Source organism: Metabacillus sp. KUDC1714, from assembly GCF_014217835.1.
GTDB lineage: Bacteria > Bacillota > Bacilli > Bacillales > Bacillaceae > Metabacillus > Metabacillus rhizosphaerae.
This window is the reverse complement of record NZ_CP055263.1, coordinates 1389851-1416377: the sequence shown is the minus strand read 5'-3', so window position 1 is coordinate 1416377 and position 26527 is coordinate 1389851. Positions and strand designations below refer to the sequence as shown.

Below are 26527 nucleotides of genomic sequence, written 5' to 3'. Positions count from 1 at the left end.
AACAAGAATGTGAACTAATTCACTTAAACTATAGGGTGCATTACTTCAAGTAGGGGTAATGCATTTTCTTATTGCACAAATGTAGCAGGATAGTTCATTAAAATTAAGGAAAGAATATGAAAAAAAAGGCATATTTGAAAAAAGGAGAGCTATGTTGAACGAGGAAAAATATATAGATTTAATAAAGAAACAATATGAAAACGTCGACAAGGCAAATACTGAAATTTTCAATTTATGGTATGAGAATAGTTTCTTAGGATGGGAATGGTGGGTAAATCTCTTATTAACCTTTTTACCTTGGATAATATGGTTAAAACTTCGACCAAAAGATAGTGCAGATAGGTTACTATATATCGGATTTTTAGTAATGATTATTACTTGCGGTCTTGATTTTATTGGGATTGCATTAGGTTTGTGGGTTTATATACATAAACTTGTACCAATCATACCAACATTTGCACCGTATGATTTTTCTATTTTACCAGTTATTGTAATGTTGCTACTCCAATATAAACCACACGTTTCACCATATATTAAAGCCTTTCTTTTTGCTATTATAGGTTCATTTATTGGCGAACCATTTTTTAAATGGATTGATTTCTATGAAGAAATAAAATGGAATTCTTTTTTCTCATTTCCAATCTATTTTCTGATTTTTCTTATTGCATATTATGTGAGTAAAAGAAATGGCTTTTCTCCTTTTAATAATACTAAAGGAAAATGAACACCTTCATTACTGAACTAAACCAGCTAATAGTTTGTCAACATTTTTCACATGATATACTAAAGGTGCTCACGCCAAATAACCTTCCTCTATACTGAAATTGGAAGGTTTTGTTGTATTTAGTTAGATATAGTTATTAAGCTATATTCTGGAAGGTAGTTCTGCTTTTTAGTAAGGCGTAAATCCAATGTAAGAGCTTATTAACACATGCAATAACTGCTACTCTGAAGGGTTTTCCTTCTGCACGTTTCTTATCGTAAAACTCTCTTAAATCTTTTATTACGTGCAATTATCTCATCAGTCATTTTCTTCTTACGAGAATCACGAATGCCACTTTGAACAGCCAGATGGCCACAGCCGGCTTGAACTTTCGCGATTTCTCACCCCACCTACTATATCAGATCACCGGGCTGCTCCTGTAAACGCCCTCGGTTATCTACTTGAAGAAGCTCAGTTAAAATAGGACTGGGGTATGTATTTTCACAATCAAAAAGCACCGAAAAAACGGTGCCAATGTCATATGAATTTTACTATACACTATCAGCTACAAATACTCGTTTTGCTATAGGTAACGGAACCCGTTAGCTGCGGACACTTCTCTCTAGCAATGGTGTGCTTTAAATTCTACGGGCAAACAATCTTAACAACAGTACCTTCCTCACTCGTCTCAATCGACCACGTCAATCCCATTTCTTTCACCATAAGATCAACAATTGTAAGGCCAATCCCTGCACCTTGTTTCTCACTTTTTTCCTTAAATCCATTTCCCTTGTCCTGAATAAGGAGCTGCCCGCCATTCCCTTGTTTGCTTAAGGTAATGCCGACATACCTTCCTTCAGCTGCATGACGAATGATATTTTGCAGGAGATTTTCGATTAATCGTTCCATCCACTGTGGATCAATTGTCCAATAGATTGGCTCTTGATGTGTGTTGATGTCAATTGCAAATTGTTGCTGTTCCAAAACTGGATACCATTGTGCAGCTATTTTTCGGATTAATCGGTTAAGGTCCGTTTGTTCTGGATGATACGGATACTTCCCTGCTGATAAAAGTGTGTATGAGAACAAGTTATCAATCAGAGCACTAAGATAATCGATTTTCTGGTCAACTGATTTAAGAGCTTCATTACCCTTGATTGACTTTACCTCTTCATTCACAATCGAAAGCTGCGCACGAATCGTTGTCAGCGGTGTGCGGAGATCGTGGGATAAATTTGCGATCAGGTCCTTTCTAAGTGTTTCTGCCTCTTGTTCCCGTTTACGACTGTGTTCTAATTCGGTAATCATTTGATTAAAGCTTTTTTCAAGCTCCCCAATTTCATCGATCTTTGAGATGACAACTGTATGGGGGATGCCAAGTTCACTTCTATCCTGCATAGCATTTGTTAAACGGAGTAATCGTTTATGGATGCCTTTAAAAAACAGCCAGGATAGGAAAATAAATAAAAAGAGGATGAAAATGACAATGATCATATAAAGATAGCTATAATGATCACTTAACCTTTGAATTGGCGGTTCTAGTAGGGTGCGGTCAACTTGGATGACCATAAACCCATTGGTAGAATCACCGCCGAGAAATGCGACAACAGTAAACGGATCTGCGTCAAAATGCTGCTTCATAAATTGAATCGTGTAAGAGGGTGTCCATTTGTCAGGAAGCTCACCCTCGTAATTATATGTTTCACGCGTTTTTCCTGAGCGGTCGACCCAGAACATTTGCGATTCAGGATACTTTTTGTGTAGTTCTTGAAGGTGTTGGCTAATGATTGTGTCAGATTGATCAGCTAGTTGTTTCGCTTCCTCATGCCACAATTCTTCTAGCTGGCTAAAGCCTTCGAAGGTGCTCTTTTGATCATCCATTGCAATTTGTGGGACAAATACAAGCATTGAAACAAATGGAACTGAAAATGGAATAATCAAAACTGCGATGAAAATGATCATTAAATATTTAACCTGTAAGGATTTCACCCATTTCATGATTTCACCCGATAACCGATTCCGCGAATTGTTTCAATAATTTCTGGCTGTGATGGATTTATTTCTAGCTTTTCTCTTAAAAACCGAATATGAACCATTAAGGTCTTATCACCTTCGATATAGGGTTCCTCCCAGACACCTTCATAGAGCTGTTCCTTTGTTAAAATTTGATTAAGATGTCTCATAAAATATGTGAAAATTTGATGCTGTTTGCCAGTTAAGAGGATCTCTTCTCCGCTAGTTGTATTGATAATGATATTGCTTGCTAGATCGATCTCTAAATGCTTTAGCTGTTTTTTGGCTGGTGAGCTGCGATCAAACCTACGCAATAAAATTTCAACCCGTTTCGCAAGCTCCTCTGGATGAAACGGCTTTGTAACATAATCATCCGCAAATTCGAGTCCTTCTAATTTATCCTCAAGCGATGACCTTGCTGATAGCATAATAATTGGGAGCTCAGGGTTTCCTTTTTTAATTCTTCTCCCAAGTGAAAACCCATCTAACCCAGGAAGCATCACATCTAAAATAACAAGATCAAATTTATCAAAGCTTGCTGGCAAATTGATACCAGAGGTTAGCCAGGTAACATCGAATCCTTTTGAAGTTAAGTCATTTTGAACCCATTGGCCGATTTCTTTGTCGTCTTCTATGTATAGGATGTTCATTTTTGTTCCCTCCCTATCTATTTACTATCTTACAACGGGATGGTGCCTGTCACCACCCGAAATTTGGCGAATTTTGGGTTTTGTGTATCTGTGTATTGTGTGAAATATTCTTTTCCCTGAACGCTCTCAACTAAATGTAGCTTTAACAGAATTTTTGTAGAATAATCTATGGCGAGATTTGTCTAGAGAAGATTTGAAGGGGAGATAAACTAAAAAGTTAGTGAATAATTCTTTGGGAATAATGATAGTTTTAATTTTTATAGGTATTTAATCACGATTTATAGGAGTGATTAAAAGGTTGTTGCAAAAAAACAACATGAATAAATAGTCTAAAATAATAATATCCCCTTATTCCAACAATATGTGACTGAATTCTCTTCGACGAAAGTACTATTCCAATAAAACGAATAAGGACTTTTACTTCATTTTCTCGTTTTGAAAAGGAGTATTTATTTCGTGGGACGAAATGGTTTAGTCAGGAAACATAAACGTACAAATAAAGGGGAGATTGGGTTGAAGAAGGGGAAAGCAATAAAAACCGCTATGGCAATGGCACTAGGGCTAAGCACATTTGCGCTAGGGGCCTTTTCACCTGCGCAGAAGGTAGCCGCTGAAACAGCATTAAAAGAAGTGACGGCACCGACTCTCGGTGTAACCGCTGATTTAGGTATGGCCAATGATGAGAGATTAATCGAAATGCTTAAAAAGCAAGGGAAGATTTCTAAAAATGCTACTCAAGCTCAAGCAGATAAGGCCTTGCAAGAGTATCTTAAAGGGAAAAATAAAGTAGGTTCAGCTAAAGATAAACTACCAAAGCCAATTGAGAAGCTTGAAGGTTCTGATGAGTCCACTAATCAAGGCTTAAAAAATGGCAATGGCAACAAGCTTGGACAAGCAAAGAAAAATAAGGTTGATTCTGTCGTACAAGAGGATTACACAGGAGCTGTTCGTGAGGATAAGGTTCTTGTGCTTGCGATAGATTTTCCTGACTATAAGCAAGGTTCAATTACAAAGGAAGAAACAGACATGTTTTATGAGGATTATCCACTTGAGCACTTCCAGAGTATGATCTTTGGTGATGATGGCTATGAAGGTCCAAATGGAGAAAGCCTTGTCTCAATGAAACAGTACTATGAGAAGCAATCAGGTGAGAGCTATACCGTTGAAGGGCAGGTAGCTGGCTGGTATACCGCTGAACATCCTGCAAGCTATTATGGAGGGAATGATCCTGCGCCTGACGGCAATGATGCACGCCCGCGTGAATTAGTTTATGAAGCACTGAAAAAAGCATCAGCAGATCCTAATGTTAATTTAACAGAATACGACCAATGGGATCGCGATGATTATGATGGTGATGGTGTGTATGCTGAGCCAGACGGGATTATTGATCATTTAATGGTGATTCATGCAGGTGTTGGTGAAGAGGCTGGGGGCGGCAAGCTTGCTGGTGATGCAATTTGGTCCCATCGTTCTAAGTTAAGTACGGGTCCTGTTGCGGTTCCAAATGCAACGTCTAATAGTGACCGCTTCGGTGGTTTGTTAGGTGCTTGGGATTATACAATTGAACCAGAAGATGGCGCAGCTGGTGTGTTCGCGCATGAATATGGCCATGATTTAGGCCTTCCAGATGAATATGACACAATCTATAGTGGTGCAGGTGAGCCTGTTGAATACTGGTCGATTATGTCAGCGGGCAGCTGGGCAGGGAAAATTCCTGGAACAGAACCAACTGGTTTTAGCCCATATGCAAAAGAATTTCTACAGGCAGCACATGGTGGTAACTGGTTAACGGGAACAACAATAAATGGTGCCGATGTAACAAGCGAAGGAACAACAATCTTATTAGATGAAGCTGTTACAAAGGGAACAAATCAAGATGCAGTAAGAGTAAATCTTCCTGATAAAAAAACGATTGTAAACACGCCAGCTAGTGGGCAGTTTGAGTATTTTAGTGGTAGTGGTGATGAGCTGGATCATTCGATGACCACTTCTGTTGATTTAACGAGTGCGACAAGTGCTGAACTTACATTTAAAGCGTGGTATGACATTGAGGCAGATTGGGATTATGCATCTGTTCAAGTAAAAGAGGCAGGTGCTAGTGAATGGACGGCTATTTCTGGAAACATCACAACGACTGAAAATCCAAATGAACAAAATCCAGGGCATGGGATTACAGGGAATTCGAATGGGTGGGTTGATGCTAACTTTGATCTTTCCGCATATAAAGGGAAAACTATTGAAGTGAAATTTAACTATTGGACAGACGTAGCGGTGGCGATGCCTGGCTTCTATGTTGATGATATTGTGATAAAGGCTGATGGTAATACGCTAGTAAATGATAATGCTGAAGGAGATTCTGCCTTTACATTTGCAGGCTTTAAGAAGGATGAAGGAACCTTCTCTTCTGAAAACTACTATTTATTAGAATGGAGATCACATAATGATGTGGATGCAGGCTTAGCACATATCCGCCGTGGTGCTAGCCTAATGAGCTTTGATCCAGGCTTAGTCGTTTGGTATGTCGACAATTCCTATGATAATAACTGGACAGGTATTCATCCAGGAGAGGGTTTTCTAGGTCTTGTTGATGCTGATCAGCATACGAACTATTGGAGTGACGGTACAGTTGCTTCGGCTCGTTACCAATTAAATGATGCGGCATTTAGCCTTGATAAATCTAGTAAAATGTTCTTAGATTACTCAAGCATCAATGGCTTAACATTAAAGGATAACTTTACCCAGCGCAATCCGTTATTTGATGATAGTGCCGACTACAGCAACAAAGGACTTGTCGATGCTGGACGAAATGTACCAAATACAGGATTGAAGTTCCGTGTTGTTGGAGAGAGTGAAGATGGTACGGTTGGGAAGGTGATGATTTTTAAATAAGCTCTTAGCTTGAAGATATCTTTATATGAAAATATTTTTAGAGGGGTTGGACCATATTGCCTGAGTCCAGCCCCTTTTCTTATGATATTTTTGGTAGAAAAAAACAAACTGGATTTTTATTGTAAAATCTCCTTCTCTCCAATATGATAGATATAGTTCAAAAGTAATAGGGGAGGGGTGATCTGAAGAAGGAGTCTACTACTACCAAGACTACCTAGATGATTTTGGTTATTTTAGGGTGGAGATTATAGCTTGAAGATGCTGGTTATGAAGAAGAGATACCTGATGATTCATATATAGAAGAAGAAACGAATGTTGAAGGGGAAGAGACGGTAGAGCCTTCTCCAGAAGAAAATGTCCCGGCAATAGATGAAGAGATAACCAATGAATGAGATTCATAAGGGTGATCAGCAAGTTTATGGGTTGAACAAAAAGTTCAACCCATTTTCTTAAAGTGAGTTAATTTACTGGTTGAAAAGCGTTTTTTTATAAAGGATAAACGGCTTTTAAGTCAAATATTATAGAAGATGATTGTTAAAAATAATCCCTTTGTAGTAAACACTTTTTGTCTGATAGTTGCTGTCGGCTTTAAGTACATTCATGATAAATTTGAGTTGGTTCACCGCATCAACAATCCCACTAGCATTGAAGATAAGATCACGTTGACAATCGTTCGTATCAAATGTGAATACATATTGTTTCAAAGCTACCACCCCTTTGTGATTTACAGTTATACCAATCATAATAGAATGAAACATGAGATTATTCCATGCTATTGTTCGTTTTACTTACATGGTTTTTGCGGAAAACTTTGTCCCTAATGTAATCAAACTACATAGTTGAATCGAGGTGAACTCGTACTTTGGAAAAAACAGTTAATGTAAGGAATGCAGACTCTAAAAAGGAATACCTGGAACAATTCGGATTGAAATCATTTATTGAATTTTATTTTCATAACTACCATGGTTATCCATGTCCACTAAACAATCCCCAAACATTATCAGAAAAAATTCAATGGTTGAAGCTGAATGGAAATTTAGAAAAATTCGCGCGTTATGTTGATAAATATCAAGTTAGAGAGTTCATAAGCAAAACAATTGGTGAAGAGTTCTTAATCCCCCTTTTCGGTGTTTATTCAACAGTAGATGAAATAGACTTCGAAAAGCTGCCTGAAAAATTTGTGCTTAAGGCCACACATGGTTCAGGGTGGAATGAAGTGATCCTTGATAAAAGCAAGCTTGATTTAGCGGAATTAAAAAAGAAATGTGGAGATTGGCTTGGAACTAATTTCTATGATGTCAGTGGCGAGCCGAACTATAAACCTTTAACAGGAAGGATTATCGTGGAAGAATATATTGGTAAAGAAGAAGAGGATCTAAAGGATTACAAATTCTTTTGTTTCCTTGGTGAACCATTATTTATCCAAGTGGACAGTGAAAGGTTTGACAGCCACAAGCGAGACCTTTTTACACCAAAGTGGGAGCCGTTAGCATTTCGTTTGCTTTATCCTAAATCAGAAGAACAAATTCAAAAACCCACGATGCTAAATGAGATGGTGACGATCGCTAAGGAACTGTCTAAGGATTTTCCTTTAGTTCGTGTCGATCTTTATCAAACAGCCAATAAGATTTATTTTGGTGAGCTTACATTTACGCCAGGGAGTGGGTTTATAGCCTATGATCCGCGGGAGTATGATTTGTTTTATGGGTCGAAGTTGGATTTGACGAGGTATTAGATTCTAAGGGGTAAATAAATAGATGAAAAAGGAACGTATGTTTGATTTTGGTAGTAGTTTAGTAATGTAAATGATAAAATAGATTTAGCAACTACATAAGCGGGTGGGCGGTTAGCCACTTTCCTTGAAGGGAGGTGGAAATGATGACAACATTTGAAGCAATGTCTATTGCACTAAAATCAAATCTAGTTTTGATTGGTGTTTTAACAATTGTCATTATGTTACATCAAAACAAAAAGAAGTAACTTGCCCAACCCGACCAAGGTAAATGGGTAATTACTTCTTTTTAAAACTATATACTTGATTAGCCGCTCTCGTGCGGCATGTAGTCTGCTTGATCAGGTGTTCTTAGCACCTGATCTTTTTTATTCTTACCTAGATTATAAGTAAATAATACATCGATATCAAGAGATAGGATTGATTTTCTCTTGAAGTAACCGTACGAAACAAATTGTTAATTTAAATAATGTATCATAAATAAACCTCAACCGAACGCATCATTTCTTCTTCAGTTTCCTTTGCCACTTGCGCAACAATCTTAGCTAATGAGGATGTTTTGTTCTGTTGATCAAGCCATTTTGCCAAGGCTTTTGTTGTGCTGATGAAATCCTTTATGGCTGTTTTAGTCAAGACCTCATAAAGTCCGATAAAGTCGATGATCATAACTCGGGTCCAGAATTCTTGATCACAGTTCTCCCAGCTGTTAAGTTCATAATTCTCTAATATCATTCTTAAGTCAGATAGACTAAATCTATATTTTCTGATTGTATTCTCAGATTTACCTTCTGTTTTTTCTTTAAAGAAGGCCACAAAGTCGTCTGAGTAGAAGGTGTTAACATTATCTGGTGTGAAGCCGAGTTGCTCGTAGTATGGGATGTCCTCTTTTTTCACTACATGTTGGCCCTCGGGATTCTGAGTTGCAAGCTTTTCAAAAGTTGATGTTCTATTTTCTCCACCTGTAACAAAGGGTGAAAGGGCAAGGCCGAGCTCTTTACGAACCGTATTATAGTCTGCTGTCGTTGCGACTTGTTTAAATTGTTGCTGTACTTGTTGATACATATTGTATTCCATTTGTTTTAGCCAGCTGTCTGCGTCATCTTTTCTTCCCGCATCAATCAATTCTCTAATGGATAGACCGTTAAACAGTCCAATTGGTTGATCTAATTCAAATTGTATGTTATTTTGCGCATATAGAGCAAAGTATTGAGGTATGCCCTTATCATAAGAAACCACCAATTCTCTTATTTCAGCTTGGAAAGGAATTGTTAGTGTATTTATTTTTTCATTCTTAAACGATAGAGCAGAAGAAGCAATTAAGCTTTCCATAAGTTGTTTGAATTCCTCAACACGAGCATGATCCAAGCTAATGAACTGTAAGACATTATTTTCTACAGTAAATTTCCCTGATAATTTCCCGAGATGTATCGGACTTGAAATTTCACTATCTGTATACACGTACCAGCTATCAACCCAACTGCCAAGCTTTTTATTTATTTCCCAAGAGTCAATCATAAACTGCTGATTGCTTTCGAATAGAGCAGAAAGAGCTTTTTCATCTAGAACATGATATTGAAGCGTATATTCACTAATCTCTTTACTTTCAGAGTTCACCATCGCTTCATCTGTTTTTAATGCAGCTATTACCTCTGGAAAGTAATTAAATAGTACTTGCTCATGGCTTTGATTAAAGGTTTCAGCTAGTTCTTCAACCTTTTTAACTGCTCGATTTACACCCATAGGATCTTCGAAAACTCTTACACCATTAAAATAGAACAATTGCTCAAATGGTTCAAGCAGTCCAATTGTGCCATACCACGGGACAAACTCAGGATCATCATTTTTAATAAAAGGTACACGGTATTGCTTATTCGTAAACCGATCTTCATAATAAATGATATCTGCTTCCCTATTAACTGCCTGGACGATTTTTGGCGTTAGCTCCTGCCAAGTATTAGCCATCTGACGTTCTTCTTCTGAAAGACGTGGGGCTATTTCCCTTGTAAACCATTCGATCCCACGAAGTCCATTTTCAAAACGATGGAAGAAAAACAACCAAAACTCGAAAAAGCCCGTTTCATATTTTCCTTTAATCGCATGCTGGGACCGTTTTTTGAATTCAGATTGCAATTGGTAATACTTGTTTGCCGGTACCTCTTTGTTCATAAAATCTCTAAGCTTTAACACAAGCATATGTTTATTTTGAAAGAATCGTTCTTCCTTAACTTCTTGAATTTGAATGACATTCGCTGTATTTAAACAGCATTTTTTATATTTTTTTCCACTGCCACAAGGACAAGGATCATTACGTTTTATTACCAAATTTATCACCTATCAATTTTTATTATATAAATATGTAGCCATATGTGATTTTAGATGAATAGTTACAACTATTCAAGTGGTAGTTTTTCTTTAGAAGAAAGTATAAGGTTTTTGTACTTAGTTTGGTGTCTAGCTCCAGTACCCAGCGACTAGTGAACTTCACACTCCTCCTTACGATAAGTCAACATCGAATCGCTACGCTCTTCGTGTTTCCTTTATCTCATACGGAGTGCTCCAGTTCATACGTCGCTAAACGGGTACTTCCGCTTTTCTAAATAATGAAACTTTCTTCCTTCATCATACGTACTAATATTAGTACGATAATAATAGGAGTCGATACGATTGAAACAATTAGTTAACTTTTTACTTCGGTCATCAGTAGCTACATTTTCAACAGGTACAATTTGGCTTGGGAGTTTTTTCGCATTTCATCAACCATTCCTCCTTGCAAGCGCTTATGCATTAGGTGGAGGTGGTGTCGTTTACCTAACAATTAAAGGGATGACAACACATCGCTTTTTAAAACAGAATCAGCTTACGAAGAAGGAATATCAATATATAAAGAAGAACTTAAACGAAGCCAGCAAAAAAATCAGGCGACTCAGAAAGGCACTTTTGAATGTGCGATCAGTCGCTTCTATAAAGCAAAACATTGAAATTATTCGGATCGTTAACAAAATCTATTCGATTACCAAAAATGAACCTAAACGTTTTTACTTAGTAGAACCATTTTTTTATTCTCACTTAGACTCAATGGTCGAAATCAGTGAAAAATATGCATTTTTAGCAGCGCAACCAAAGAAGAATGCTGAGTTATCAATTTCTTTAAGTGAAACACGCAGAACGATCTCTAATCTTGCCGAGACCTTGGAGAAGGATTTATACGATGTGCTATCAAAGGATATTGATCATTTACAATTTGAACTAGATGTTGCCAAGCTTTCTATTAATAAAACAATCAAAAAATGACACTAGGAGGTCTGTTCATATGAGTAAAAATAGTGAACTTGATGATTTACTTTCTAACCCATTTGGTGAAAATGAGGTTGTAATCGATGATAAAGCTACACCAGCAAAGCCAAAACGACTAGTTGATGTCTTACCTGAAGAAAATCGCCAAAAAGCCATTCAGCTAGCGGAACAAATTGATCCGAAAAACCAGCAAGCTATCTCTTTATATGGCAGCCAAGCGCAAACAAAGCTATTAAACTTTTCACATACAATGCTAGACCATGTGCAAAAGAAGGATAGCGGTGAAATTGGTGAGATTATCGGTGATCTCATGAAAAAGCTAGAACAAGTGAGTCCTGATGATTTAAAGCCGGAAAAACGCAATCTTCTTTCAAAGATGTTTGGCAAGATATCGAACTCAGTTCAGGAGGTCTTGTCAAAATACCAAAAAACCGGAGCGCAAATTGATCGCATTACAGTGAAATTAGAACACTCAAAAAATGATCTTCTCGGTGACATCAATGTTCTTGAACAACTATATGAAAAAAACAAAGAATATTTTCACGCATTAAATGTCTATATTGCTGCAGGAGAACTAAAGCTTGAAGAATTAGAGAAAAAATCAATCCCAGAATTAAAGAAAAAGGCTGAATTAACCCAAGACCAAATGGCTTTTCAAGAGGTCAATGATCTCATGCAATTCGCCGACCGCTTAGAAAAGCGTACACATGACCTAGTCCTAAGCAGACAAATCACAATGCAAAGCGCACCACAAATTCGCTTAATTCAAAGTGCCAACCAAGCATTAGTAGAGAAAATCCAGTCATCAATCACAACAGCCATCCCACTTTGGAAAAACCAAGTGGCAATCGCTCTCACCTTGCTTCGTCAAAAGAACGCTGTTGAGGCGCAAAAGCTAGTCTCGAAAACTACGAACGATCTTTTGTTAAAAAATGCTGAAATGTTAAAGGTAAACACACTGGAAACTGCAAGGGAAAACGAACGAGGCCTTGTCGATGTTGATACTCTTAAAAAAGTACAGGATCATTTAGTATCAACACTAGAAGAAACCCTCCGTATTCAAGCAGAGGGTAGAGCAAAACGTATTCAGGCTGAACAGGACTTAGCATCAATGGAGACTGATTTGAAGAAGAAGTTGACGGGGATGTGAGTCTCTGCGGAGTTTCTTAATGAATTTTATCCAACCACAGATTTTGGTTCTGTGGTTTTTTTGTATTGGAATAGAAGAAGTGGAAGAAGTGGGGACAGTCCCCACTTCTATTTAAACCTTTAATTTTAGGACTATTCTCACTTAAATGGGGACAGTCCCCATTCATTTTAAAGAACGTTCATCAGCGTTTGATTGATTAAAAGATGTCTGATCTGGAGTAGGTAATTGCCTTTCAATTTTCCTTTGGGGAGTATGGATCTCTATTGGCTTAGGTTCCTCTTTAAAGGCATATGCACTTCCTAGTGTACAAATAAAAATTAAGATAATAGCAAAAATGACATAATGTCTAGTGTTCACACTTACTACCTCCCGTCATAAGGTTTTATCTTACTATTTTTGTCTTTTTATTAATGCTTTAAACATGATCTAGAGTATATTTATAGAGAAGTCTACTATGATTTAGGCTATCTTTATTTGTGAGTTTAATATTGAAACCTTACTTCCATGAACTGGTATAATAAATTGGGGGACAGTCTCCAATCTGGTGCTTTAAAGCAGTGAGGGACAGTCCCCACCAAACAGTCCCCACCAAATGAAAAGGAGGCAAACCAAATGACCAAAGAATCGATACTTATCGTAGAAGACGAAGAAAAAATTCAAAGGCTACTCGAATTAGAGCTAGAATACGAAGGCTACCAAGTCGGAAAGGCCTCTGATGGCGTTGAAGCTCTTGAAGCCTATCGATCTGGGAACTGGGATTTGATCTTACTAGATGTCATGCTTCCAGGGTTAAGTGGAATTGAACTGCTTCGTCGGATCCGAGCGAATGACACGATGACTCCTGTGATTTTATTAACTGCAAAGGGGTCTGTTGAGGATAAAGTGTCTGGCCTTGATCTTGGCGCGAATGACTATATAACAAAACCGTTCCAAATTGAAGAATTATTTGCTAGAATTCGCGCTGTTTTAAGGATGCGATCTACCACTCCAACAAGTGAAGTGAATAATGACGAATGGTTATCTGCTGGTGATTTAAAGCTGAATGATAAAACTCGTGAGGTCATTAGAGGAGAAAGCGAAATTGATTTAACTCCAAAGGAATATGATTTACTGCTATATTTGCTGAAAAATAAGCGACAAGTGTTGAACAGAGATCAAATTTTGGAGGCAGTTTGGGGCTATGATTATTTTGGCGACACGAATGTTGTGGATGTGTATATTCGTTATGTTCGTAAAAAGATCGATTTCAACTTTGAAACACCACTTATACATACAGTTAGAGGCGTTGGATACGTCTTAAAGGATCCAAAATGAGGCTTCGAAATAAAATCAATTTATATACCGCCGTGTTATTTATTTTCCTGTTAATTTTAATGAATGTCGCAATTTATCTTGTTTTTAGCAACATGATCATGACGAATGAACTTGATCGGACAAAAGCGGAAACTGAAAAAATTGCGAAAGATGTTAGTGATGCTGTTAATCAAATTGCACCAAATAATCTTCTTCGTGCTTATGTGCCGATTGATGGCATGGTGCAAATTGTAGGAGAAACAAATAAAAAGTCCTCGACCATTACATCACATTCAGAAAACCCTTTAAAGGATCGAAAACCTATTTTTTATCCAGGAGAAAAAAGTGAAATCATCACTTATAATCAGAAAAAATATGTATTTGCATCAAATCCAATCATCTGGACAGATGGAAGTATTGTCAATCTCCAAATCACGAAAAGCATTCACACAACAGAAGAAATGCTTGGCATTTTACGCATTGTGTTAATCGCAGTAACCATTATTGCAATGATACCGGTGCTAATCTCAAGTAGTATCCTTAGTAACTTAATTACCCGTCCAATCAGATCGATGATTGATACGATGAAAGAAATTCAACAAAGTGGTCAATTCAAGCGCATCAGTTTTAAAGGTAAATCCAAGGATGAACTTGTAGAAATGGGTGAAACCTTTAATCACATGATTGATCTACTGCAGACTAACTTTGAAAAGCAGGAGCAATTCGTATCAAATGCATCACATGAATTAAAAACACCATTAACGATTATCGAAAGCTATGCCGATCTTTTAAAAAGAAGAGGGATGGAACGCCCTGACTTATTTGACGAATCAATCGAGGCCATTCATTCAGAAGCAATTAGAATGGGAGAAATGACTGAGCAATTGCTCCTCCTGGCAAAACATCAGGAACAATGGAATATCAAGCTTGAAAAAATCAACCTAATTGAATTCATGGCCGAATCAGCAAAAGTGTTTCAAAATGCCTACCATCGAAACATCGAGATCCATTCAAAAGATGAGGTTTTTGCAACTTCAGACGTACAAAAGTTAAAACAGCTATTGTTTATCTTTTTAGACAATGCGAGAAAATACAGTGATGAGTTTATAGCTGTCTACATTGGAAAAACAGGCAACGAAGCTTATGTTCGAATTGAAGATAGAGGAATTGGAATCCCAAAAAATGAACTGGAGAAAGTGTTTGACCGCTTTTATCGGGTAGACAAAGCGAGAACGCGAAAGCAAGGCGGATCTGGTTTAGGATTATCTGTAGCAAAGGAAATTGCAGATGCAATACATGTACGGATTGAAATGAATAGTCTTGAAGGCAGAGGTACAACTGTGACACTATTTTTACCGAGCAAATAACCTGCTTTCTCAGCAAGTTCTCATTTTTCAACGATATAATATAGCCAACAAAATGTTGGATGAGGTGACACGATGAAAAATAAAAAATGGATATGGACCGCCGCAGCTACTCTCGTTTTAGCTCTGATTGTCATTGTCGGATTCCAATTATGGGCGCCATCATTATCAGCCCAATCGCTAACAGAAGATGAAGCAAACAAAGCGGCACTGGATAAATACCCTGGTGACATACTAAAGACAACTAAATCTGCAGATGAATATCACGTTGAAATGCAGCTTGAAACAGGGGTCTATCATATTAGAATTGATGCAAAAAGTGGGGAGGTCAATTCTATAAAAAGGGGTGAAAAGCCCGAGGAGATCCCTAAAGAAACTCCTGAAAAAACAGCACCAAAGCAACTTACTCAGAAACAAGTCGAAGCGATAGTTTCCTCACAAGGTACGGTGAAATCAATTGATCTCGTGCAAGAAAACAACAACTCGTATTATAAAGCTGTTGTAAGTAAAAATAACGAAAACATAACATTAAAAGTAGATTCGTATTCAGGGGATATCATTAGCTCAACAAAAGAAAAACCACGTATCTTAACTGAAACCGAAGCAATCACGATTGCCGAAGAACATGTAAAAGGTACAGTAGATGAAGTTGACTTTTATGAACCACCTAATCAAACGCCATATTACCTAGTCGAAGTCGAAATAAATGAAGACCAAGAGGCCGTACTGCAAATTGACGCCTACACCCGCGAAATCAAAAACGTCTCCTGGGAGGACCATGAAGAGGACGAGGACGAAAGTGATGAGGAGGAATGAATTGTTTAATTGGGGACAGTCCCTAATCAATAGTGGGGGACTGTCCCCAACATAGTAAAACACAATGAACTCAAGGATTAAGATAGCAGGGGGACAGTCCCCACTATAAAAAGAGGGACTGTCCCCAAATAAATGAGAAAATCTAAAAACTTTCTCAGCAAATTTTAATCTTTCTTTTTCCTTCCTCTAATCTTCACTGTTTATAGTAGAGACTGTAAGACAAAACACTTAGGAGGAAAGAGAAAATGAAAAAGATCGTTACTGTTACGTTAGCTGCAGCAATTGTACTAGGTGGTTCAATAGCAATTAATCATGGATATGCACAAGAGGATAATCAGAAAAAGGCTGAGCAGACAAAGGAATTAATAGGAATTGAAAAAGCGAAAGCAGCCGCATTGAAAAAGGTAGATGGGCATGTCGAGAGCGTTGAATTAGATAGAGATTATAATGGTAAAACGTACTATGAAGTGGATATAGATAAAGATAATAAAGAATTTGATATTGATGTAGATGCATATACAGCTGAAATTATTAAGGTTGATGAAAATCGCAATGACGATGATGACGATGATGATCGTGAGGTTCAAGCTTCATCATCAGCGACAGAATCAATGATTTCAGAAGAAGAAGCAATTGCAATTGCAAAAAAGAACGTAACGGGTGAAGTTGTTAAAATTGAATTAGACGAAGATGACGGTAGATACGAGTATGAAATGGAATTAAAGACAGATAAGGGTGAAGCAGAAATCACAATTGATGCTCACAGTAAAAAGGTAGTAGAGTTGGAATTGGATAACGACGACGATGACGACGATGATGATTGATAGATAGTAGTATAAACCGGGCCTCCACGCATAAAATAGTGGGGGTCCTTTTAATGGATAAAAATAGATATCTAAGCTATGATAAAGTTAGATAAATTGGTTAATTTTAGTAGGGGGGCTTAGGAAATGTCAAATTCTATAAAGTTTGATCTCCACACACACCATCATCGCTGTGGACATGCAATCGGAACAATCGAGGATTACGTAAAGCAAGCTATTGAATATGGGCTTCATTATATAGGGATCTCAGACCATTCTCCCTATTTTTATAGTGAAGAAGATCATCTCTACCCAACAATTTCGATGGCTAAAAGTGAATTTGTCTCATATATTAATGAGGTTCTTCATCTAAAAGAAAAATATCAAGATAAAATCCATGTGTTATTAGGAATGGAAAGCGACTTCTTTCCAGATCATATTGACGTCTATAAAGATCAATATATTTTACATCCATTCGACTACATAATTGGCTCCGTTCACTATGTTCAAGACCTTAATATTTTTAAAAAAGGTCGTTGGGATGGTTTAGCTAGTCAAGAGCAGATAAAATTGAAAGAAGAATACTATGACTTAATTCAAAAATCAGCAAAAAGCGGAGTGTTTCAAATCCTCGGTCATATTGATGCGATGAAAGGATTTTATCCAGCATTTTCAGATATTGAAACAGACGTGATTGAAAAAACACTAAAAATAATCGGACAAGAAGATATCGCAATCGAAATTAATACATCGGGGAAAACAAAGGATTGTGGAGGATGGTACCCAGCAGATGACATCTTAGAACGAGCACTTTTCCACAATGTGAAAGTAACATTTGGATCAGATTCCCATAAGCCAGAAAGAATTGGCGATGAATTTGAACAAGTTCAAAAAAGACTGAAAGAAATCGGCTTTACTGAGTGGGCTTATTTTGTACAAAAGAAAAGGATTATGACTTCACTTTAATAACTAGAAAAAAGAAGTAACAAACTTAGGGCCTTTATGGCAACTAAGTTTGTTACTTCTTTTTATTTGACTATAGATCTACATCATCATCTTTTCTTCTAATCTTTTTGAAGATTAATTTTGTGATAATCAAAAACACAGCTATTACTACATATACTAAAAACAATGCAATAAATCCCCAAAGCCCAATGATAGCATCAACAAACTCCATGTTTCCTCTATTGGTTATCGCCTGCTGAATTTCGATTGCAAAAACCAATACAAACATAAATGTTAAGGTATATAAAAAAGCGATAAGATGAATCCCAAATGGAAACTCTGATAACCATTTAGAAATAACATATACACAAGCAAAGGTGAAAATGCCGATAAACCCCATAATCCAAAAATGCATGTCTTTATCAGTCATTTGAAGTCCCAGTACGTCATTCAATATAAGAATCAATATGTCATGGATGTTGTTTACAACCTCAACAAGAAACTTAATTCCTTCTCCCATTAACTCTTTCACTCGCTTCTAAAGTTTATTCTGAACCTCTATTATACCAACAATTGATAAGGATTTGCTGTTTTTCCTTAAATTGTTATTTGGTAACTGGTGAAAAAGTGGGGACAGTCCCCGACTAAGTTAATGCGATAAAGTGGGGACAGTCCCCGACTAAGTTAATGCGATAAAGTGGGGACAGTCCCCGACTAAGTTAACGCGATAAAGCGGGGACAGTCCCCCAAAACACAGTCCCCAAAACAAAGTCTCCCAATCAAAATAAAAGCAAAAGAATATTCGTCCACACCCCATCATAGTCTGTTAGTAGACAGGCAGCGAGGTGTGAACATGAGAAGACGAAATTCAAGTAAGCTTCCTATTTTGATAGTAGTTGTAGCAGTGATTTTGTTCGTGATTTTCTTTATTAGGGTTTTATCAGGTGTTGGAGAACAGGATCCAAAGGACATAGTTGAAGCTTTTTATCATTATGAGCAAGAAGGTGACTTCGGAAGTGCGTGGGAGCATTTCCACCCTGTGATGCAGGAGCGGTTTTCAAAAAATGCATACGTGACAGAGCGTTCACATATTTATATGAGCCACTACGGTGTTGAGACCTTCTCATTTGAGCTCGGAGATGAAGAGGAAGTGAAAAACTGGAAGATGGCCAAGGACGCAGAGAAGTTCTCGAATGCCTATCGTGTAGAGGTCGAGCAGACGTTTAAAAGTAAGTTTGGAACATTTAGAGTCATTCAGGATATTTATGTTGTGAAAGATGAGGAAGAGTGGAAAGTTGTGTGGGCATTTGATTAGGGGGACAGTCCCCAAAATAGAGTAAGGACTGCTCAATAGTCAGCAAAAAGATAATGTGGGGACTGTCCCCGAATTACACCTTACAACTCAAAAGTCAGTAAAAGGAGTAATGCGGGGGACTGTCCCCAGCATTACTCCTTTTCCACTTACATTCCATTAAACAAAAAGAACATACCAACTGAGAATAATATGATCACAAGTAAAAGAAGTAAGATGGAAATAACTAAGATAATCCATCCGGCCACTTTTCGGCCAGTGACTATTAAGTAAATCCCAAGTACGATTGGTCCGAATACGAACCCTAAGATTCCCCATAGCCATGGATTACGATCATGCTTTGGTGCGTCAATTGCCAAAAAGATTGCAATAGCAATGGAAATTATAAATCCAAATGAAAATTCCATAATAAATCCCTCCTCAAACAATTATCCTTAAAGGATATGGTGTTCAATCCTTTTTATTCGTATACCGAATAAAAAGTTACCACAGCCTTAATTACAGTATATGAGCCCTCATATATTGAATATTTCATTATCTTCATAGAAAATTTAATTTTCACCAAAGTAAAATTAAAATCCCACTTGTTAAAATTAGGTAAAAATCCCATAAAATAATATTTTTTACCTACTACTAAAGGTATAATGATATTTGTATAAATAACCTAAATTCGATTAAGTCAAACCCCTTTATTCCTACATCTTTGTTTTCAAACACATTAAATCCGTGAATCTACTATGTTATTCGGAGGTGTTTATCCCAAGTCATCAGTTCTAAGTAAAATGTGATCTATAGTACATAAGTCACCAATCTAAAAATAAAAATGTAAAAGAGGTGCAACGATGAAAGTTGTAAAAGATGAATATCTTATTTCAAGGGAAACACAATTAATCTACTCCGTTTATGATGAGTGCGGAAATGAAAACACCATAGTCCTTGAGCAATATCGCAAGCTAAGAGTGTTGAAGTCAGTTAAGCAATTATTAGAAGACAATTGTGAATTTCATGGTTGCACTCTCGAAGGAAAGTTTGGAGCTGCTAGGACCGTATTAAAGGGGAAAAGAATGCTGCCACTATGTTTATCCGCAACATTTCGGATTTGTTTGTTCCCGACACATTCAGCAGAAAAATCAGAATGTATGTGGATTTCAGTCAATCACATTCGAGAAATTATTCCTTATAAGGATCGAGCAATTATTGTATTTGAGAACTATGATAAAGTAGTTGTTTCAGTTAGCTATGATGTGTTAACAATGAAAAAAGCATTTGCTTCAGATCTCCTAAATACGTATATTAACAATCATGATAAGCTGGAGAATACATTAAATCTTGACAGGACATCAAATCCATTATTAGGTATAGATCGATTACCATCATAAATCAGTATAAAAAATGTCAGCCCGTTATGGACTGACATTTTTGTGTTAATTAGTACTTGCTGTATTTGTAGTAATCTCTAAATGCTCTTTTAACTGATTCGATAAGGCTAAACGCTCTTCCTCTGGAACGATATAATAGTAAATACCGTCAATTTTATCCCCTGTACCTTTTACTTGAAACTGTTCAAGGTTTGCGCTAGCCGCTTTATAGTTAGCTTGAATTTCCCACATTTCATCAAATGTTAGGTTTGTTTTTACATTGTCACGTACTACTCCGAACATATCACCAAACTTTGTGATTGATGAAACATTTGCACCTTTTTTAATAACTGCTTCAATTACTTGACGCTGACGGTCTTGACGACCGAAGTCACCACGTGGATCTTCATAACGCATTCTTGTATAGGCTAATGCTTTTTTACCATCTAAAGAAGTAGTACCTTTCGTGAAATGGTAACCTTCGTAAGTGAAATCAAGTGTGTTATTAACTTCTACACCACCCACAGCATCAACCGTATCCTTAAAACTCTCCATGTTAATTTTCACAAAGTAATCAACAGGGACATCGAGAAAGTGCTCAACTGTGTTGATTGCCATTTCTGTTCCACCAAAAGCATACGCGTGGTTGATTTTGTCCTGTTTCCCTTTACCAACAATCTCAGTTCTTGTATCACGCGGAATACTTACCATTTGCGTTGTATTCGTATTAGGATTTACAGTCATTAAGATTAAGGAGTCAGAACGACCTGCATCACCTTCACGCTCATCAACACCCATTAATAGAATTGAAATTGGGTCTTTTTCAGTAAATTCAACTTCTTCCGTTCTCTTTTCAGACTTTTCTCTGTCAATATCCTCATGAATACTAGCAACTGTATCTGCGGCAGATTTATAAAGGTAAAATGCATAACCACCTGTACCTAAAACAAGCACACCGATAATACTAAGCATTATCCATAGTAACTTCTTCTTTTTCTTTTTTGTTTCGCGCATTTATCGTTCATCCTTTTTTTATTTAATTTAATTAATTAGTCTATAAAGATTATAGTTCTCTCCTACTTTTATCACAATCCTTTTTTGTAAAAAAATGTTTCCAGTTATAAGACGATAGGTAATAAAAAAAGTTTCATAATTTTGTAGAAATTTGTCTAATAATTCTTATATGCAGAATCTTAAATAAAAATTATAATGAATCCTGACAATATATAGAAAGTTATAGGAGGAAAGACGAACTTGACTAGACGTTTCGTTTCATTATCACTCGTTGTTACATTACTATTTACTCTCATTACCCCATTCTTATCAACTGCGGTTGCCGCTAATGAAAGCATGACAATTTTACCAGCAGAAAATATTGAGAGTGGAATTAAGCTTCAATGGAGTACAATTTCTACATATCAATCAGAAGAAAACTTTACTCTATTGAAAAATACAGAAGAAACTTCTTTGCCTTTAGTAGAAGTCATTGAGTCATCAGAAGATCAAGATGGGAATCTCCATAGAACCTATCAGTTCGTTGATCAACAAGTGGTAGTAGGTGAAACGTATAAATATACTGTGCAAAAAACTGGCGATTCAAAGCTTCAAACACAACCAATTGAAGTTACTTATGAACTAGTTAAGGAAGCATTAGCCCCATTCGAAATGAACACGACAAGTGTAACAGACCACTCAATCAAGGTTTCATGGTCAGAGTTCCTAGAAGCTGATCGTTATCAAGTCGTTGTTGACGGCAAGATTATTGAGGAAGTCAACCAAGCTGGTTCTTATGAGCTAAAGGATCTTCAAAGTGGGACAAGCTATTCTGTTAGCATTAGAGCAATTGGTGATGGTGCTATTTTGAAAGAGGCATTAGGAAAAATTACCACTGCACAAAAGCCTGAAGAAGAAAGTGTAGATACTACCAGTGTTATCGAAAGCAAAGAAAAGGTAAGTATAACAGCTTCTGAACCTTCAGGTGAGCTTGTTACAGTACCTGATTCTGCTTTAAAGCGTGAAATTAAAGCAGCTCTACAATTGAAACGTGATGAAATTTATGTATCAGATATGGAAAGCTTAACGACGTTAGATGCATCTTACAGTGGAATTAAAGATGTGACAGGATTAGAAAAGGCGATAAATTTAACAAAGCTTGAATTGGCAGGAAATGATATCAAGGGTGCCGCTGCATTACAAGGATTAACAAAGCTTAACTACCTTGATCTTACTTCTTTCCAAGGAGAAAACATTGAATTTTTAACATCATTAACAAACTTAAAAACTCTTATACTCGCAGAATCATTGGTAAATAATGTAGCACCAATCGCAACGCTTGCTAGCCTAGAAACGTTAGATATTAGCTACATAGAGGTTGCAACAATATTACCGCTGCAGCAGCTAACCAATTTATCTACATTAACAATTTACGGTGAGCTTTATTTTACTCTAATTGATGAGGTACAATCACTTGAGCGCGAAGGTCTAACGATTGACCACGATGATTCATATAAGATGTACATCACATCAATAAAGGCGAATGAAGAGAGAGCAATCATTAGCTGGGAATATGATGATGAGGAATCTGTAGCTTATTATGAGGTAAAAGTTGCTGATAAGGTAACAATGGTAGACCCTGATGAAGTTGGGAACCAAATAACAGTTGAGACACTTCAGCAAAATACAGAATACTCAGTAGAGATTTTTGCTTATAACAACAAGGATGAGCAAATCGGAAAAGCTGTTTCTACGTTTAAAACTCTTTCAGCTCCTGTAGGAGAAAAAGCTGTATTTAAGGATGCACAACTAGAGAAAGCAATAAAAGCTGAATTTGGTTTAGAACGTGATATTTTTATTAGTGACTTAAAAGGACTAGAAGAACTATATCTCGACAGTAAAAGAATTAAAGATTTATCAGGTATTGAAGCAGCAACTAATCTCAGAAGCTTAAGCTTGTCTGGAAACAGAATATCTGATTTAACACCACTCGCTTCATTAAAAAACCTAAGAGATCTATATGTAGATGGAAATCCGCTTGTGACTTTCACTGCATTAAAAGGGCTAACGAATTTAGAAAGTTTACACTTAGGTGAAACAGGAATAAAAGATCTGTCTATTTTAGCAGATTTGCAAAACTTAACTGATCTTTCTCTAAATGGAAACAATTTAGAGAGCATTGAAACACTGCCAGCACTTGAAGGTCTTAGCTACTTATCGCTTTACGAAAATGATTTAAAAGATCTTAAAGGAATTGAAAAATTAACACAGCTGGAATATATCGATGTGGATGATAACCCTATTAGCTCGCTCGCTGATATTCAGCAGCTGACAAAGCTAGAGAGTATTAATTTAAGTTATACAAGCATTGAAAAGATTGATGAATTGCTGAAATTTGAGCGGCTTCAATATGTAACTTTATATGGAACAGAACAACTCGATTTATCAGAAGGGTCAGCCGCTCAGCAAGTAATTGAGGAGCTTATCGCAAATGGCGTAATGGTTGATTATGAAGGTGCTGAAGAGGAAGAATGGCTTGAAGTCTATATTAATACAATAACAGAAGATTCACTTTCACTTTATTGGGATTATTACGGTGAACAAGAAATTAAAATGTATGAGGTATACGTCAATGGTGAACTTCACAGCGAGTTATCAGGTGAAGAAAACTTCTTAGAATTAGATGGTCTTAAACCAGCTACTGTGTATGACTTAGAGGTTAAGGCATATAACGGTGATGGAGATCTTGTTCTTAGTTCGAATATCTCTGAAATGACATGGTCTGAGCCAACAGGTGAAACCGTACCATTTAAGGATAACAATTTACAAGAGCTTATTAAAGAACAGCTTGGACTTGATCGTGATTTAAGAGTAAGTGACTTAGAGAAGCTAACCTCGTTATCTTTAATTGAGTCAGATATTAAGGATCTTTCTGGCTTAGAGATTGCAAGCAACCTATATGATTTTTATGTATTTGGAAATGCATATACTCTAGACTTATCACCGCTTAAGAATTTATCAGAGCTAAGCTATGTTCATATTGAAGATGCAGATTTAAAGAATTATTCAATTTTAAAGGATTTAAAAAAGGTAAGTTCTTTAGCTATCGTCAATAGTAATCTATCTGATATCTCCTTTTTAAGTGGAATGACTAATCTGCAAGATCTGACATTAATAAATAATAGTATACAAGATATTTCCGCTTTATCAGGATTAAGAAAACTTAACTTTATTAGTCTTGCAAATAATAAAATAGAGGATCTATCGCCACTATCAGGATTGAAGGAAAATCTTAATTATTTCGATGTAAGTGGAAACCTAATTAAGGATCTTTCAAGCCTTGCAGAGTTAGAAAACCTATATTATTTAATTTTAGATGAAACGAAAATTTCAGATTTAACACCTTTACTTGAATTGCCAAGCCTAGAATATGTTTCGTTATACAATATTGCAACACTTGATGTAAATGATAAGGATAATGCCAGAGTATTTGCAGCTCTAAAGGATTGGGGCGTTCAAGTAAATCTTGACGTAGATAATAGTCCTGAGCTAAATATCGATGAAGTAACTGAAGACTCTATTTCAATTTCATGGGATCCAATGCTACCAAAAGGTACAGGCACTTACAACGTTTCTCTATATTCAGATGACGGAGAACTTGTTGAGGACGTAGAGCTTGATAGTAATGAAACTAGCTATCAATTTTTGAATCTCTCACCAAATACTAATTATTACATTGAGATTAATGTTGAAGAAGATGAGTATTATGGCTTTTTATCTGCAGATGTGACAACCTTACCTGTAGAAGGATCAGTTAAGGATGTTAGTCTGTATGTGTACAAAACAGTCGATCTTCCTGAGGTTGATGCGACATTTGACCTTTACGGAATCGATGAAGAAACAGAGAATATTTATTACTTTGGTTGGTCTGATGAACAAGGAAGATTAATTGACGTTTCAACAGATGAAGAAATGGATATAGTGGAGCTCCCTGTTGGAAATTACGAAATAACGTTTGTGACAGCGGATGGAGAAGAAGTAACCTTCCAGTTTGAAATAAACGGAACGGAAGATTACCTAGTAGATCCAATTCTCTTTCTGTTAGAAGATAGTGACGATAATCCAGTAACAACACCTGGTGATGGTCAAGATGGGGGCGTGGATCCTCAAAAGCCAACTCCTGACGGTGAAAATCCAGCTAATGGAAATAATTCATCTATTGGGGAAAAACCAGTAGATTCGAACAACATCATTACTGAACCTGTTAAAGTTGAAAATAAGAATCAGCTTCCTAAAACAGCCACTATAGTGTATAACCTTTTAGCAGTGGGACTCATTGTCCTAGCTTTAGGAGGAGTAATACTTTTTATTCAGAAAAGAAAACGCGTAACTAATATGTAAATGAGAAAGAAGGGAACCGAGTGGTTTCCTTCTTTTTTGAGTCTTTTTCTTATTTATGTCTATAAAAGCTTAAAAAAAGTAATTTTATGCCGAAATAATAATAGAAGTCACTATATAAGATTAGAGAAGGAGTTTAATCTAACGATGGTAGGCACAGAGTTATCACAGCATTTACAGCAATTAGAGGAACAACTAACTAAATTGATGAAAAGCTATCAAGATTACGAGTCTAGGAACAGTCAAAAAGAGCAAAAAACAATTCCATTATTACGTCATATTCTATACGTAGCAGCAATTATCTTCATTAGTATTACTGCAACCTTTGTAATTTGCTCATTTATCGTTGATGCAAGGAAGTTTATTACATATATTGCTGCGGCTCAAGCGATCCTTTCTATTGGTTTTTATATGGTTTTTGTGAGAAAAATGACAAAGGACATGGAAAAGGAGCAAAAGCCACAGCTAAAATCAAGTTCAACAAATTCAATCTATGAACTTGACCAACAACGATTTGCGATTTTAAAAGAGCTTGCAGCATCGCCAATTCCTCATAACTATATTACTCCAACTGCGATTACAAAAATGAATCAGTTTGTGAAAAGCGGTATGTGCATAACTATTGATGAATGCACAACTCAATTTAATCGAGAATCAAAAAAACAAAAGCATGAAGAAGAGCTAAAGCTTATTCAAAAATTACAAATGATTTCCTATCATTGAAAAATAGAAAATCCATTTCTTGTTATTTAGGAAATTTAAAATTCTTGTACTGTGGTTAAGCGCTAGGCATTCAGCTCCAGCGCCTAGCCCC

General features: G+C 36.6%; 22 protein-coding genes and 2 pseudogenes. 15 read left to right on the top strand and 9 right to left on the bottom strand.

All coding sequences use genetic code 11. The features are described from left to right. Nucleotides 1-151: 151 nt before the first annotated feature. Nucleotides 152-724, top strand: a complete 573-nt coding sequence (locus tag HUW50_RS06855; protein ID WP_066329420.1) for a CBO0543 family protein — start codon at nucleotides 152-154, stop codon at nucleotides 722-724. A gap of 136 nt (nucleotides 725-860) precedes the next feature. Here HUW50_RS06855 and HUW50_RS06850 read toward each other — a convergent pair. Further along, nucleotides 861-1074: pseudogene (locus tag HUW50_RS06850) on the bottom strand (IS110 family transposase); the annotation flags it as partial. Between HUW50_RS06850 and HUW50_RS06845 the strand changes: the two are divergent. Then, nucleotides 1068-1163: pseudogene (locus HUW50_RS06845) on the top strand (VOC family protein); the annotation flags it as partial. The pseudogenes HUW50_RS06850 and HUW50_RS06845 sit on opposite strands and share 7 nt — an antisense overlap. Nucleotides 1164-1348: 185 nt before the next feature. Here the strand turns inward: HUW50_RS06845 and HUW50_RS06840 are convergent. Continuing rightward, complete coding sequence (locus HUW50_RS06840) at nucleotides 1349-2701, bottom strand: HAMP domain-containing sensor histidine kinase (protein ID WP_066329410.1); 1353 nt, start codon at nucleotides 2699-2701, stop codon at nucleotides 1349-1351. Next, the gene (locus HUW50_RS06835) at nucleotides 2698-3366 is read right to left on the bottom strand and encodes a response regulator transcription factor (RefSeq protein ID WP_066329406.1); all 669 of its coding nucleotides are present in this window, start codon (nucleotides 3364-3366) and stop codon (nucleotides 2698-2700) included. Before HUW50_RS06835 ends, HUW50_RS06840 begins: the two co-directional genes overlap by 4 nt. Nucleotides 3367-3879: 513 nt before the next feature. On the opposite strand from HUW50_RS06835, the gene HUW50_RS06830 reads away from it, so the two are divergent. Then, nucleotides 3880-6255, top strand: a complete 2376-nt coding sequence (locus HUW50_RS06830; RefSeq protein WP_420038479.1) for an immune inhibitor A domain-containing protein — start codon at nucleotides 3880-3882, stop codon at nucleotides 6253-6255. A 518-nt stretch (nucleotides 6256-6773) separates the two neighbouring features. Here HUW50_RS06830 and HUW50_RS06825 read toward each other — a convergent pair. Further along, entirely contained in the window at nucleotides 6774-6959 is a 186-nt protein-coding gene (locus HUW50_RS06825) for a hypothetical protein (protein ID WP_157094325.1), read from the bottom strand. Nucleotides 6960-7117: 158 nt separating this feature from the next. On the opposite strand from HUW50_RS06825, the gene HUW50_RS06820 reads away from it, so the two are divergent. Beyond that, complete coding sequence (locus tag HUW50_RS06820; RefSeq protein ID WP_083964515.1) at nucleotides 7118-7990, top strand: ATP-grasp fold amidoligase family protein; 873 nt, start codon at nucleotides 7118-7120, stop codon at nucleotides 7988-7990. A 471-nt stretch (nucleotides 7991-8461) separates the two neighbouring features. Here HUW50_RS06820 and HUW50_RS06815 read toward each other — a convergent pair whose 3' ends face one another. Continuing rightward, nucleotides 8462-10309 (bottom strand): SEC-C domain-containing protein, encoded by a 1848-nt coding sequence (locus HUW50_RS06815; RefSeq protein WP_185653798.1) that lies wholly within the window; start codon nucleotides 10307-10309, stop codon nucleotides 8462-8464. Nucleotides 10310-10651: 342 nt separating this feature from the next. Between HUW50_RS06815 and HUW50_RS06810 the strand changes: the two genes are divergently transcribed. Beyond that, nucleotides 10652-11278: a 5-bromo-4-chloroindolyl phosphate hydrolysis family protein gene (locus HUW50_RS06810; RefSeq protein ID WP_066329401.1), complete on the top strand. Its 627-nt coding sequence runs from the start codon at nucleotides 10652-10654 to the stop codon at nucleotides 11276-11278. Between the two features lie 19 nt (nucleotides 11279-11297). After that, entirely contained in the window at nucleotides 11298-12431 is a 1134-nt protein-coding gene (locus tag HUW50_RS06805; protein ID WP_066329400.1) for a toxic anion resistance protein, read from the top strand. 162 nt (nucleotides 12432-12593) lie between these two features. On the opposite strand, the gene HUW50_RS06800 is transcribed toward HUW50_RS06805, so the two are convergent. Beyond that, nucleotides 12594-12788, bottom strand: a complete 195-nt coding sequence (locus HUW50_RS06800; RefSeq protein ID WP_066329398.1) for a hypothetical protein — start codon at nucleotides 12786-12788, stop codon at nucleotides 12594-12596. A 255-nt stretch (nucleotides 12789-13043) separates the two neighbouring features. Here HUW50_RS06800 and HUW50_RS06795 point away from each other — a divergent pair, with 255 nt between their 5' ends. The 5 genes from HUW50_RS06795 (at nucleotide 13044) to HUW50_RS06775 (ending at nucleotide 17673) form a co-directional block, all read left to right on the top strand. Beyond that, the gene (locus HUW50_RS06795; RefSeq protein ID WP_066329393.1) at nucleotides 13044-13745 is read left to right on the top strand and encodes a response regulator transcription factor; all 702 of its coding nucleotides are present in this window, start codon (nucleotides 13044-13046) and stop codon (nucleotides 13743-13745) included. Next, nucleotides 13742-15091, top strand: coding sequence for a sensor histidine kinase (locus HUW50_RS06790; protein ID WP_185653797.1), 1350 nt, complete (start codon nucleotides 13742-13744; stop codon nucleotides 15089-15091). The genes HUW50_RS06795 and HUW50_RS06790 overlap by 4 nt, the downstream gene beginning before the upstream one ends. A gap of 72 nt (nucleotides 15092-15163) precedes the next feature. After that, nucleotides 15164-15904, top strand: a complete 741-nt coding sequence (locus tag HUW50_RS06785; RefSeq protein WP_185653796.1) for a PepSY domain-containing protein — start codon at nucleotides 15164-15166, stop codon at nucleotides 15902-15904. 245 nt (nucleotides 15905-16149) lie between these two features. Then, on the top strand, nucleotides 16150-16728 hold the full coding sequence (locus HUW50_RS06780; protein WP_066329383.1) for a PepSY domain-containing protein: 579 nt from the start codon (nucleotides 16150-16152) through the stop codon (nucleotides 16726-16728). A gap of 126 nt (nucleotides 16729-16854) precedes the next feature. Next, nucleotides 16855-17673: a histidinol-phosphatase gene (locus tag HUW50_RS06775; protein WP_185653795.1), complete on the top strand. Its 819-nt coding sequence runs from the start codon at nucleotides 16855-16857 to the stop codon at nucleotides 17671-17673. 70 nt (nucleotides 17674-17743) lie between these two features. Here HUW50_RS06775 and HUW50_RS06770 read toward each other — a convergent pair whose 3' ends face one another. Next, nucleotides 17744-18172 carry a hypothetical protein gene (locus HUW50_RS06770; protein ID WP_066329381.1) on the bottom strand — a complete coding sequence of 143 codons (429 nt, stop codon included), beginning with the start codon at nucleotides 18170-18172 and terminating at the stop codon, nucleotides 17744-17746. A 333-nt stretch (nucleotides 18173-18505) separates the two neighbouring features. Here HUW50_RS06770 and HUW50_RS06765 point away from each other — a divergent pair, with 333 nt between their 5' ends. Then, complete coding sequence (locus HUW50_RS06765; RefSeq protein WP_185653794.1) at nucleotides 18506-18967, top strand: nuclear transport factor 2 family protein; 462 nt, start codon at nucleotides 18506-18508, stop codon at nucleotides 18965-18967. A 146-nt stretch (nucleotides 18968-19113) separates the two neighbouring features. Here the strand turns inward: HUW50_RS06765 and HUW50_RS06760 are convergent, their stop codons facing one another. Beyond that, entirely contained in the window at nucleotides 19114-19371 is a 258-nt protein-coding gene (locus HUW50_RS06760) for a hypothetical protein (RefSeq protein WP_066329374.1), read from the bottom strand. Nucleotides 19372-19806: 435 nt separating this feature from the next. Between HUW50_RS06760 and HUW50_RS06755 the strand changes: the two genes are divergently transcribed. Then, complete coding sequence (locus HUW50_RS06755) at nucleotides 19807-20343, top strand: competence protein ComK (protein ID WP_185653793.1); 537 nt, start codon at nucleotides 19807-19809, stop codon at nucleotides 20341-20343. Between the two features lie 45 nt (nucleotides 20344-20388). Here HUW50_RS06755 and tagU read toward each other — a convergent pair whose 3' ends face one another. Further along, the gene (gene tagU, locus HUW50_RS06750; RefSeq protein WP_066329369.1) at nucleotides 20389-21336 is read right to left on the bottom strand and encodes a polyisoprenyl-teichoic acid--peptidoglycan teichoic acid transferase TagU; all 948 of its coding nucleotides are present in this window, start codon (nucleotides 21334-21336) and stop codon (nucleotides 20389-20391) included. A 240-nt stretch (nucleotides 21337-21576) separates the two neighbouring features. On the opposite strand from tagU, the gene HUW50_RS06745 reads away from it, so the two are divergent. Further along, entirely contained in the window at nucleotides 21577-25716 is a 4140-nt protein-coding gene (locus tag HUW50_RS06745; RefSeq protein ID WP_066329367.1) for a leucine-rich repeat domain-containing protein, read from the top strand. A 144-nt stretch (nucleotides 25717-25860) separates the two neighbouring features. Continuing rightward, entirely contained in the window at nucleotides 25861-26436 is a 576-nt protein-coding gene (locus tag HUW50_RS06740; RefSeq protein ID WP_066329364.1) for a hypothetical protein, read from the top strand. Nucleotides 26437-26527 lie beyond the last annotated feature (91 nt).